The sequence below is a fragment of the Microbacterium sp. 13-71-7 genome (assembly GCF_002257455.1).
Classification (GTDB): domain Bacteria; phylum Actinomycetota; class Actinomycetes; order Actinomycetales; family Microbacteriaceae; genus Microbacterium.
Genome location: NZ_NCKN01000131.1, coordinates 1 through 11,409, shown reverse-complemented (window position 1 = coordinate 11,409; position 11,409 = coordinate 1). Strand labels below are relative to the sequence as shown.

Here is an 11,409-nt window from a genome sequence, read left to right as displayed (position 1 = left end):
AACCCCGGGGCGATCATCGGGCATGACTCGATCCTCGACGACTTCGTCTCCGTGACCCCCGGCGCGATCGTCTCTGGTGAGGTTGTCGTTCACGGAGGAACACTGGTCGGGGCCGGCGCCGTCGTGCTCCAGGGGCTCACCGTCGGCTCGAACTCCACCGTCGGCGCCGCCGCATGCGTGACGAAAGATGTGCAGGCCGGAGCCGTAGTTGTCGGTATTCCCGCTCGGCCCGTGGAGCGAGAGGGCTTCTCGTGAGGGTGCTGGTCCTGTCGCAGTACTTCGCCCCCGAGCCTGTGCCGATCCCCTTGGAAGTCGCCGAATCGCTGATGGCTCGGGGACACTCTGTGCGCGTGCTGACAGGTTTCCCGAACTATCCGGCCGGGGCCCTCTACGAGGGCTATCGCCAGAGGCGGCGTCACCGAGAGCAGCATGGAGCGCTTGAGATCCTCCGCATCCCGATGATCATCGACCATTCGCAGAACGTCCTGAAGCGCATGATCAACTACGTGTCGTTCGCGTTGTCGGCGCTCAGCGTCCGCCGGTTCTCCAAGGACGCGGATGTTGTCTACGTCTATGCCACCCCCATGACGGCCGGAATTCCCGCGTGGATTTGGTGGCTCATGTTCCGGGTGCCGTACGTGCTCCATGTTCAGGACTTGTGGCCGGATTCTGTCCTGGGATCTTCGATGGTGGGGGAGGGTAGGGCGGCTCGTCTGATCGGCCGCGTGCTTTCCCCATGGCTGCGAAGCATGTACCGCAAGGCTGCGGCGGTTATCGGGATCGCTCCGACGATGGTCTCGACCCTGATCGAACGAGGCTCGCCCGCTGTGACGACGACTCTCGTCTACAACTGGGCCGGTGACGCTGCTGACGTTGTCGCTCGCCCCGTCCGGGATGGCGCTCCGGTCCGAGTGGTCTACGCCGGAAACGTTGGTGCGATGCAGGACCTCGGGACCGCGATCAGGGCCGCACATGCCGCGAAAGACGCCGGCGTGCACCTGGAGATCGTCGGTGACGGGGTGGCACGCGAGGACCTGCAAGCCGTGGCAAGGGATCTGGGAGCGGAGAACGTGTCGTTCCACGAGCCCGTACCCCGTGATCGCATGCCGGAGGTCTACGACCGAACGGATGTTGCGCTGGTTTCCCTCAAGGACTTGCCGGTGTTCCGCGGCACGATCCCGTCCAAATTCCAGGGCGTGCTCGCAGCCGGACTACCTGTTCTCACGACGGTTCAGGGCGATGTCCGGGATTTTGTCGAAGCGCACGGTCTCGGGTTCACGGCCGACGCAGAAGACGTCGCAGCGCTCGAGTCGTCGCTGCGTGCCGCGGCCGCGAGCTCCGCTGAGGAACGCGAGCGAATGGCGGCGAATGCCGTGCGTGCGTATCAAGCAAATTTTGCCCGGGAATCCGGAATGGACAGAATCGAAACGGTGCTCGTCGAAGCATCGCGAAGAAAGGGTGTACGCAACAATGAGTGAATCCTACGGCGGCGCGAAGATCCTGGTCACGGGTGGGACCGGATCCTTCGGACACACGGTCGCGCGCAAGCTGCTCGACAGCGACGTCGCCGAGATCCGCATCCTCAGCCGCGACGAGGCGAAGCAGGATCAGATGCGGCACGACGTCAAGGACGGCCGGCTCCGCTTTTACGTCGGCGATGTGCGCGACTACAGCAGCGTCGAGCGTGCGACGCGTGACGTTGACTACATCTTCCACGCGGCAGCGCTGAAGCAGGTACCGTCGTGCGAGTTCTTCCCGATGGAGGCTGTGCGTACCAATGTGATCGGCAGCGAGAACGTCGTACAGGCTGCTGAGACGAACGGCGTCCGTTCCCTCGTGTGCCTCAGCACCGACAAAGCTGTTTACCCGGTGAATGCGATGGGTATGTCCAAGGCGATGATGGAGAAAGTCGCCCAGTCCCATGGGCTGAACAATCCGCACGCACAGACGACGGTTTCGCTGGTGCGCTACGGCAACGTGATGTACTCGCGCGGCTCGGTGATCCCGCTCTTCATCCGGCAGCTGAAGGCTGGGAATGACCTCACCGTCACCAACCCGGACATGACCCGTTTCATGATGTCGCTGGCCAACTCCGTCGACCTGGTCGAGTTCGCGTTCCGGAATGCGGAGCAGGGTGACCTTTTCATCCGCAAGGCGCAGGCGTGCACGATCCGTGATCTTGCGCAGGCGGTCATCAACCTATTCCGCTCGAAGGCGAACATCGAGGTGATCGGGACCCGCCATGCGGAGAAGGTCTCGGAAGCTCTCGCAACTCGTGAGGAGCTGAGCCGTGCCCAGGACATGGGCGACTACTTCCGCGTCGTGGCGGACAAGCGGGATTTGAACTACAGCGTCTATGTAGAGAAGGGCGACGTAAAGCAGTCGCACTTCGACGACTATGACTCCCACACCGTCGAACGCATGACTGTCGCGCAGGTGCAGGACCTGCTCCTTACCTTGCCCGAAATTCGCGCCGAGCTCGCCGCGGCCGGAATCGATCCGGAAGCACGAGCCCTGTGACTCACGTAGCGATGACCGGGGCGAACGGGTTCCTCGGTTGGCATACGAAGTTGGCGCTGCAAGAGCAGGGGGTCAAGGTCCAAGGCCTCGCGGTGGGACAGGGGTTCGATCTCGAGAGCGCGTCTTCCGCGATCGACGGTGCAACGCGGGCGATCCACATCGCCGGCGTCAATCGTGCGGACGAGTCAGAGGTGCGCGACGGCAATATCCGATTCGCGGAGCAGCTCGCCGAGGCGCTCCATCGGGCCCCGACTCCGCCCCCTGTCGTCGTCTACGCGAACTCGACGCAGTCAACAAACGGATCGGTCTATGGCGAGGCCAAGAAGCGCGCCGCCGAGATCATTGCGGAGGCCGCCTCTGACGTGGGCGCGGAATTCCACAACGTCGTCCTGCCTAACCTATTCGGGGAGCATGGGCGACCGTTCTACAACGCCGTCACTGCGACATTCAGCCATCTGCTGGCACGGGGAGAGACGCCCACCGTCGATGCGGACAAGGAACTGGTGTTGCTGCACGCGCAGAACGCGGCAGATCTGCTGACGGGACGGGAGCCGACTGGCGGGGAGGTGCGGGAGAGCGTCAGCGGACTTCTCGCGCGGTTGGAAACGATCTCCCGGGTCTATGCCGCGGGAGAGATCCCCGACGTGTCCGACGGATTTCAACGCGATCTGTTCAACACTTATCGTTCCTACACGATCGAGTCGCTTACGCCTATCGCGCTGACTCGCCACGCAGATGCCCGCGGGTCCTTCTTCGAGATCCTCCGTTCGCACGGCGGACATGGTCAATCATCCTTCTCGACCACAGCGCCAGGGATCAGTCGTGGCGACCATTTCCACCGACGCAAGATCGAGCGGTTCACGGTGCTGTCCGGCGCGGCGACCATCTCGTTGCGTAAGCTCTTCACGGACCGGGTGTACGACTTCGTCTTGGACGGAGAACACCCTGGAGCCGTAGACATGCCTACCGGGTGGTCCCACAAGATCACGAACACCGGCGTCGACACGCTCTACACGTCATTCTGGACGAACGATCTCTTCGATCCTGAGAACCCCGACACCATCGCAGAGGCAGTGTGACATGAACAAGCTCAAGGTTCTTACGGTCGTCGGGACCCGCCCGGAGATCATCCGACTGTCCGCAACGATCAAGATGCTGGATCGTCACACGGACCATGTCCTGGTGCACACGGGGCAGAACTACGACTATGAGCTCAATGAGGTCTTCTTCGAGGACCTCGGTCTGCGCCGGCCTGATCACTTCCTCGAAGCTGACACCTCGTCGCTCGGTGCCGCACTCGGCTCGATTCTTGCAAAGACCGAGCAGGTTCTCCTGCAGGAGCAGCCCGACGCCTTTCTCGTGCTCGGGGACACCAACAGCTGCATCTCGTCGGTGATCGCCAAGCGCTTGAAGATTCCGGTGTTCCATATGGAGGCGGGCAACCGATCTTTCGACGAGAACGTTCCGGAGGAGACGAATCGCCGCTTGGTGGATCACGTGTCGGACTACAACCTGGTATACACCGAGCATGCGCGACGTAATCTGCTGTCGGAAGGGATCCACCCGTCGAGGATCCTGCTCACGGGGTCGCCCATGCGGGAAGTCCTTGAGCAGAACGCGGAACAGATCTCCTCGAGCGACGTGCTGGAGCGTCAAGGACTGACGCGCGGCGAGTATTTCCTGGTGAGTCTGCATCGCGAGGAGAATGTCGACAATGCCGAACGTCTCCGCGCGGCAGTAGATGCTCTGCAAGCGCTCCGGGCGGAGTACGACGTGCCGATCCTCGTCTCGACACACCCGCGCACGCGCAAGCGTCTGGAAGAACTTGACGATTCGATGAAGACCGGCATCATCTTCCATCCGCCGTTCGGGTTCCACGACTACAACAAGCTTCAACAGGAGGCCAAGCTCGTGTTGTCCGACAGCGGGACCATCAGCGAGGAATCAAGCATCCTCAAGTTCCCCGCAGTCACCATGCGTGACTTCATCGAGCGACCGGAGTCGCTCGATGCCGGCGCCATCATCACCACAGGCGTGCAGCGCGCGGCGGTGCTCGCTGGAGTGGAACTGGCGCTGGCCGAACCGGCACGAAGCGTCGCGGCCGAGTATCTCATTGACGACACGGCGCAGCGTGCCGTGTCATTCATCGTGAGCACCGCGCACAGCCACAGACGCCGGCTCGGCCTGCTCTGACCAGGATGCTGGTCAGATGAGATGCTTTGTCGCCTCCGAGATTCGGATGCACCGTGATTCCGAAGGGCGCGTTCGCGCGAAACACCCCGCCGCGGCATACGCGGCGTGGGCGCCGTTCGTGGCCGCCTTCGGCGAGATCACGGTGCTTGCGCGCCTGGACGATGAGATACGGAGCGAGACCGGCGTGGTCGTCGAAGGTGCAGGCGTCGTCGTGCAACCTCTGCCGTACTACGCGGGTGCGATCTCAACTCCGAGAGGGCTCATCCGGCTGCGAAGATCGCTGAGGCGGATTGGCTCCGCGGAAGATGTCTTCGTGGGGAGGGTGCCAGAGCTCGTCTCGCTCACGGCGCTTGCGCATGCACGAGCGATCGGCGCCCGCACCGTTGCAATGTTCGCGGCAGATCCAAGAACCTTGAACACGATCGCCCCGGGCGTCTTCGGTCGTTTGATCGCGCAGATCCTCACAAGGGCGGCTCGCAAGGCGATGGATCGAGCGGACGCTGCGACATACGTCTCTGAACGCTACTTTCAGCAGTTGTTCCCCGCGAGTCGTCGTGCTGCGACGATCGGACGTTCGAACGTGATTCTGCCTCCTGGCTGGATTTGTGGGAAGGCGCGCAACGTAGTCCGAAGAGATGGATCTTTGCAGCTGGTCTCGGTCGGCACCCTTGAGCATCGTGCCAAGGGCATGGATTTCCTGTTCGATGTGCTCGACCGACTACGCCGCGATGGCATGGCGGTGCACTTGACCGTTGTAGGCGAGGGGCGCATGCGTCCGGAGCTCGAGCGCATTGTCCGGCAGCGGGGGCTGGATGTGTCCTTCACAGGACAGATCGAGGACAGAGAACGACTCAAGGAAGTGCTCGACTCATCGGACGTTTACGTGTCGGGCTCCCGCACCGAAGGCCTGCCACGTGCGACGGTAGAGGGGATGGGGCGGGCGCTCCCCGTGGTGTCCACGAATGCCGGAGCTGCGGCGGAGCTCGTGCAGGCGCCGTTCTTGACGCCGATCGATGACGTGGAGTCGTTCTGCGGCGCGATCGCACTTCTTGCCAGAGACGCCGAGGCGTACTCGGAACAGTCGAGCCGCAGCCTCGCCACCGCCGCGCGGGTCAGCGAGGCAGCGCGCCCAGAGCGGCTCGTAGCCTTCTTCAGAGATGAGGTAGTCGGTGACTCTCGTGCGCGATGAGACCAGCGCTGCACGGCGGTCGGCTTCGGTGAGTCGCGGCATCCTCGCCGCGCTGGTCGGTCGCGGCTTATATGTCGTGGCGCCGCTGGTCACGATCCCGATCTCTCTCCAGCATCTGGGAGCGAGCGACTATGGCGCGTGGTCGGCGGCGCTCGCCCTTACGGCGATCACGAGTTTCGCCGACCTGGGCCTCGGCGTCGGTCTCATGACTCGACTTGCCGCGGCACTGACAGATCGGGATCTCGGACGTGCGCGTGTGCTCGTCACTTCCGCCTACGGGGTCGCGACCGGCATCGTCGCGGTGTTGCTTGCTGCGCTCTGGGGCTCCGCTGCGGTCGTCGACTGGGCTGCCCTCATCGGCGGGCGAGGGCAATCGGATGAGAACATCGTCCTCGTCACGCTCTCCGTTTTCCTGTTCAATGTCGTCGCCGGTCTCATCGTGCGTGTGCAGTATGCGGCGCAGCAGGTCGCACTCTCGAACGCCTGGCAATCCGCGGCAAGTCTCATGGGGATCGCCGGAGTCTTGGCCGCTGTTGCCCTTGATGTGAGCTCGCCCGTGTTCGTGCTGATCGCAGGAGCCAGCCAGACAGCCGTCACGGTCATCAACACGCTGTGGTTCTTTTCGCGGGGAGGCGGTCGGCAGTATCGCATGTCGCCGCGCGCGTTCAACGGCGCAGAGGGACGGGCGCTGATCGGTTTGGGGAGTCGATTCCTCTTCATCACAGTCCTCATCTCACTGACGATGTCGACGGATCCCCTCATCATCAGTCACACGGCAAGTCTCACAGCGGTCACGGAATATGCGATCCCCGCCAAGATCTTCAGCATGCTGGCGACGGTTGTGAGCGCGTTGTCCATTCCCCTGTGGACCGCCAACGTCGAGGCTCTTCGACTGGGCGAGTGGGACTGGGTACAGAGAATTACCAGGAAGATGACGCTTCTCTCGGGTGGCGTGGTGCTGGTCCTCAGCGGGGTCGCTGTCCTGATCGCGCCCTGGGTGATCCGGACCTGGCTGGGTGGGCGCATCGAGCCCTCGGTCGTGCTGATGGTCGGGTTGGGACTTGTCGCTCTGGTCCAGGCCGTGGCCGCTCCCATCTTCATGGTGCAGAACGCGGCGGAAGTGCTGCGCCCGCAGACGCTCGGTTACCTCCTCCTGCTTCTGATCCTGCCGGCGAAGTGGCTTGTCGTATCGGCCTTCGGGTTCGAATGGATCCCCTGGGTGACTGGCATCGGATATTGTCTGGTGGTCTGGCCAGCGGCTTGGATCGGCTACCGGCGTGTGCTCCGCGTTAGGGCGGGTTCATGACCGCGCGGACCAGAGTCCTCTACCTCGGCGCAGGCGGGACGGGAATGGGAAACGCAACAGGGCAGACTCTGCGGTGCTTGCTCTCCGAGATGCCGGGGGACCGGTTGTTGCAAGTGGTGTACGACGCAGAGCAGATCGAGTCCCCCTTCATCAGGATTCCTGAGAGTGCTGCGCTCCTGGACGTGGTAATGCGCGCGCCTGTGCGGTTGCTCCGCCGTGCCCGCGGTGCATCATCGATTCCGGCACCCGGGGGACTGAACGACGCGATCAAGGTTTCGGGCGATGGGCTCCGGGCACGTGTCTGGCGTTCGCTGCGTGCCGCGGCGGACATCGCTCCTGTACGGCTTCCACGCTCATTCATCGATGAGATCAGGCGCTTCGAGCCCGAGGCGATCTACACGCTGTTGGGCAATGTGCGGATGATGAAGCTAGCAATTGCCTTGTCCAAGAAGCTCGACATACCGATCGTGCCTCACTTCATGGACGACTGGGGCGGCACCCTCTATCCGAACGGTGAACTCGGCGGCCTCGCGAGGCGTTCGGTCGAACGATCCTTCGACCGCGTCATCGCCAGGAGCCCCGACCTGGTGTGCATCGGCGAGCGGATGGCAGAGGAGTATCAGGACCGGTTCGATCGGCGTGCGTTCGTCGCGGCTTTCGGCGCGGAGGAGGCTGTGACATCGGAGTTCACGGCATCTGCTCGCGCTCCGCGCACGCTAGTTTACGCAGGCGGACTTCATCTTGGACGTGAGGCGGTACTCAGGTGGGCCGCAACAGCGTTGAAGAACACGGGATGGCACCTCGAGGTGTACTCGCCTTCGCCAGGCGTGTCGCATCCCAACATCACCTACAAGACGAAAGTGCCGGTCGCCGACATTCCCACGGTGCTCGCCGCCGCGGACGCGCTCCTTTTCGTCGAATCGTTGGACCCTGCGATCGCCGACTACACGCGGCTCTCGGTGTCGACGAAGACCGCGCAGTACGTCGTAGCCAATCGACCTACGGTACTGGTCGGCCCAGCGCGGCAGGCGAGTATCGAACTGCTCGAACGAAGCCTTCCCTCACGGACGTCGTTCGCCTCGCTGGATGGACAGTCAGCGGCTTCGCTGTCGACCTTTCTCGCCGAAGCTTCACGGCGAGATATCCCGAGTAGACCGCTGCCCGCGGAGTTCGCGGCGAAGAAGATGAGGGCCGGGCTCGAGGAGGCCCTCTCGATTTCGATCGCCGATTGGCGGGAACGAGCAGGTGAGAAGGGATGAGAGCGCTCTACGTCACGCCGAGCTCGTTCCGAACGGTCAATGCGGGAGCGCTCCGCAATCTGAACATCGCGAATTCACTGGTCCGCGAGGGGCACGAGGTGCGCCTCCTCATCGGCGACGCTCCGCAGGACCCCATCGCACCTGAGTGGGAAGAACTTGCCGAGAACGGTGTCACGATCAGTGCCGTCGGTGGGGCTCGCACGGGAAGATGGTCGAAGCTGAGGAGGGTTCTCGGCGGGACTCCTATCGACGCGGAGCACATCGGATGGGCTGATGCTGTGGTCCTCTATAACCCGAGCCCGTTCCAATACATGAGGGTCGCAAGGGACAGGCGAAAGGTCAGGAGGCTCGTCGTCGATCTCAGCGAATGGCTGGCGCCCAGCGATCTCCCGGGCTCATGGACATCGCCCTACACCTGGGCGTATGAGCTGTTCATGCGCTTCCTGCCGACAATCGTCGGCAGGAAGGGCCACGTGTTGGCGATATCACGGCCGATGGCGGAGTGGATCGGCAAGGGAGGTGCTCGCGTGCTGGTTGTCCCGCCGCTGTCCGACGCCGAGGCGCAGACCGCGGATGTCCCCGAGACAGCAACGACCATCGTGCTCTCCGGGAGCGGAATTGCAAAGCACGGAAAAGACGCGGCGGGCCTCTCCCGGATTGTTCGGCTTGCTGAGACCGAGCCTGAGGCTCTGCGTGATCTCGTCTTTCACATCCTCGGGGCAGTCGACTCGCCGACTGCCGACAGAATCGCCGCGCTCGGCGGGCGAACGAGATTCGTTCAGCATGGGTGGACCGACTGGCCTGGATCGGTGCACGTCGTAAAGAACGCTGATTGGCTGTTGTTGCTGCGCGACCCGGACGTGCGCCGTCATCGTCTTGGGTATCCGTCGAAGGTGACCGAAGCGCTCACGCTAGGCGTGCCCGTCATCGTCAACCGATGCGGGGGAACGACCGACTATCTTGATGACGGCGTCAACGCGTTGATCCTTGACGAGATCACCGACGTCGAGTTGACGCGAGTGCTCGATCGCGCTCGATCTCTGCGGCTGCGGCACAGGGACGACCGATTCCGGCCTTCGGCGTGGACAGTGCGATTGAGCGATGCAGTCTTCGGCTGAGCCTGTCAGGGACCACACGGGGCGCGGCGAAGGCGAAGACGAGAGGGACAAATGAGCAAGATACTGGTTACGGGAGCCGCAGGGTTCATCGGGTTCCACGTGGCGCGCCGCTTTCTGGACAACGGCGACAGCGTATTCGGAGTCGATGGATTCACCGACTATTACGACCCGCGCCTCAAGAGGGCGCGGCTCGACATCCTTGCGCAGCACGAGCGGTACACCCACGCCGCGGTGATGCTGGAGGACAAGGCGGCCATCGACGACATCTTCGCCGAGGTTCGCCCTGATGTCGTGATACATCTCGCGGCGCAGGCCGGGGTCCGGTACAGCATCGAGCATCCGCAGACCTACATCGATTCGAATGTCATCGGCACCTTCAACGTGCTGGAGGCGTGTCGAGCATCCTCTCCGGGGCATCTGCTCTTCGCCTCCACTTCGTCGGTGTACGGCGGCAACGTGAAGATACCGTTTGCAGAACTCGACCCGGCAGATCACCCCGTGTCGCTGTATGCCGCAACCAAGCGCGCCACCGAGGCCCTTGCCCATTCCAGTTCGCATCTGTGGGACATACCCACCACCGCGCTGAGATTCTTCACCGTGTACGGCCCTTGGGGCCGCCCGGATATGGCGCTCTTCAAGTTCGTGAAAGCGATCAAGGCGGGCGAGCCGATCGACGTCTACGGACACGGCGAGATGCGCAGAGACTTCACATATATTGATGATCTCGTGACCGGTATTTTCGACCTTGCTACCGTCGTGCCGCAGGCGGGTTTGTCGGTGTCTCCCCGCGACTCGATCAGCCCGGTGGCCCCGTTCCGGGTCGTCAATATCGCGGGTGGGACGCCCGTGACGCTGCCGGCTTTCATCTCGGCTATCGAGGAGGCGACGCAGCTCACCGCCACTCAGAATCTGCTACCTATGCAGGCCGGCGACGTTGTGGAGACCTTTGCCGATCCTCAACTGCTCGCAGATCTCACTGGGGGCATTCCGAGCACGCCGATCGAGCGGGGCGTGGAGTACTTCGTGCGCTGGTATGAGAACTACACCGGCGCCCAGAACTGAGTGAGGTTCAGATGATCTCGGAGTCCAAGTCAACCGGTACAACCGGTTCCGGTGCGGTGAGCACGGTGCTGGTGTCGGTGCTCCTTGCCTCCGCACCGATCCTCAGTCTCGTCGACGTTGCCATGGGTTCGTATGCCGTCGCGATCCTCATCGCGGTCTTCGCACTTTATCGAGCTCGGCTGAAGTCAGCACTTCCTGCGATCGACGTCCTCGTCCTCGTCGCGGCCGTTGTCATCCTCGTCAGCCCGTACTGGAGTATGGTGCTGAACCAGCATGAGATGAATGTGACTTCACCAACTCTGGGGGCTGCGTTGGCAGTTGCTTACGTGTTGCCAGTGCGATGGTACATCGGAAGGAGCCGTCAAAGATTCACCACGTACGTGACCATTCTTGTCATTACGGGTGCCGTTCTGGGCGGCGTGGTTCTGACTAGTGGTGTGGAGACTCGTATTTCATCGAGTGCTTCGAGGCTCTTCGTGGAGTTCGCGAACGCGAACTTTGTCGGTGCCGTGCTGTCGACGTGCGCGTCTTTCGCTCTCTATCTGGCGCTCTGGAAGCGATATAACCCATTCATGCGTGCCGTCATGGTGATCGTCGCTGCGGGCCTCTGTTTCGTGATCTTTCAGACTGGATCGAGAGCGTCTCTCGGAGGTGTAGCGATCGCCCTTCTCGGCATGATCGTGCTGCGGCGGGCGCCGGGGATTTACAGGGGCGGAGCGCTACTGCTCATGTTCGCAGGATTTGTGATCGGTATCTTTCCGG

10 protein-coding genes and 1 pseudogene are annotated in these 11,409 nt (G+C 62.7%); all 11 read left to right on the top strand.

Translation table 11 applies throughout. The features are described 5' to 3' along the window. Nucleotides 1-255 (top strand): annotated as a pseudogene (locus B7X32_RS13040) (transferase); the annotation flags it as partial. Then, on the top strand, nucleotides 252-1,478 hold the full coding sequence (locus B7X32_RS13035) for a glycosyltransferase family 4 protein (RefSeq protein ID WP_292720270.1): 1,227 nt from the start codon (nucleotides 252-254) through the stop codon (nucleotides 1,476-1,478). The pseudogene B7X32_RS13040 and the gene B7X32_RS13035, both read left to right, overlap by 4 nt. Continuing rightward, nucleotides 1,471-2,520, top strand: coding sequence for a polysaccharide biosynthesis protein (locus B7X32_RS13030; RefSeq protein WP_292720268.1), 1,050 nt, complete (start codon nucleotides 1,471-1,473; stop codon nucleotides 2,518-2,520). Before B7X32_RS13035 ends, B7X32_RS13030 begins: the two co-directional genes overlap by 8 nt. A gap of 11 nt (nucleotides 2,521-2,531) precedes the next feature. Next, the gene (locus B7X32_RS13025) at nucleotides 2,532-3,599 is read left to right on the top strand and encodes an NAD-dependent epimerase/dehydratase family protein (RefSeq protein WP_292720265.1); all 1,068 of its coding nucleotides are present in this window, start codon (nucleotides 2,532-2,534) and stop codon (nucleotides 3,597-3,599) included. A gap of 1 nt (nucleotide 3,600) precedes the next feature. Then, nucleotides 3,601-4,713 (top strand): UDP-N-acetylglucosamine 2-epimerase (non-hydrolyzing), encoded by a 1,113-nt coding sequence (gene wecB / locus B7X32_RS13020; protein ID WP_292720262.1) that lies wholly within the window; start codon nucleotides 3,601-3,603, stop codon nucleotides 4,711-4,713. A gap of 118 nt (nucleotides 4,714-4,831) precedes the next feature. Further along, nucleotides 4,832-5,902 (top strand): glycosyltransferase, encoded by a 1,071-nt coding sequence (locus tag B7X32_RS13015; protein ID WP_292720259.1) that lies wholly within the window; start codon nucleotides 4,832-4,834, stop codon nucleotides 5,900-5,902. Next, the gene (locus B7X32_RS13010; RefSeq protein ID WP_292720256.1) at nucleotides 5,883-7,208 is read left to right on the top strand and encodes a hypothetical protein; all 1,326 of its coding nucleotides are present in this window, start codon (nucleotides 5,883-5,885) and stop codon (nucleotides 7,206-7,208) included. Before B7X32_RS13015 ends, B7X32_RS13010 begins: the two co-directional genes overlap by 20 nt. Then, nucleotides 7,205-8,467 carry a hypothetical protein gene (locus B7X32_RS13005; protein WP_292720253.1) on the top strand — a complete coding sequence of 421 codons (1,263 nt, stop codon included), beginning with the start codon at nucleotides 7,205-7,207 and terminating at the stop codon, nucleotides 8,465-8,467. The genes B7X32_RS13010 and B7X32_RS13005 overlap by 4 nt, the downstream gene beginning before the upstream one ends. Beyond that, nucleotides 8,464-9,585 carry a glycosyltransferase gene (locus B7X32_RS13000; protein WP_292720251.1) on the top strand — a complete coding sequence of 374 codons (1,122 nt, stop codon included), beginning with the start codon at nucleotides 8,464-8,466 and terminating at the stop codon, nucleotides 9,583-9,585. The genes B7X32_RS13005 and B7X32_RS13000 overlap by 4 nt, the downstream gene beginning before the upstream one ends. 51 nt (nucleotides 9,586-9,636) lie before the next feature. After that, on the top strand, nucleotides 9,637-10,647 hold the full coding sequence (locus tag B7X32_RS12995; protein WP_292720248.1) for an NAD-dependent epimerase/dehydratase family protein: 1,011 nt from the start codon (nucleotides 9,637-9,639) through the stop codon (nucleotides 10,645-10,647). An 11-nt stretch (nucleotides 10,648-10,658) separates the two neighbouring features. After that, nucleotides 10,659-11,409: hypothetical protein (locus B7X32_RS12990; RefSeq protein ID WP_292720246.1), on the top strand; the 751-nt coding region annotated here is incomplete at its 3' end.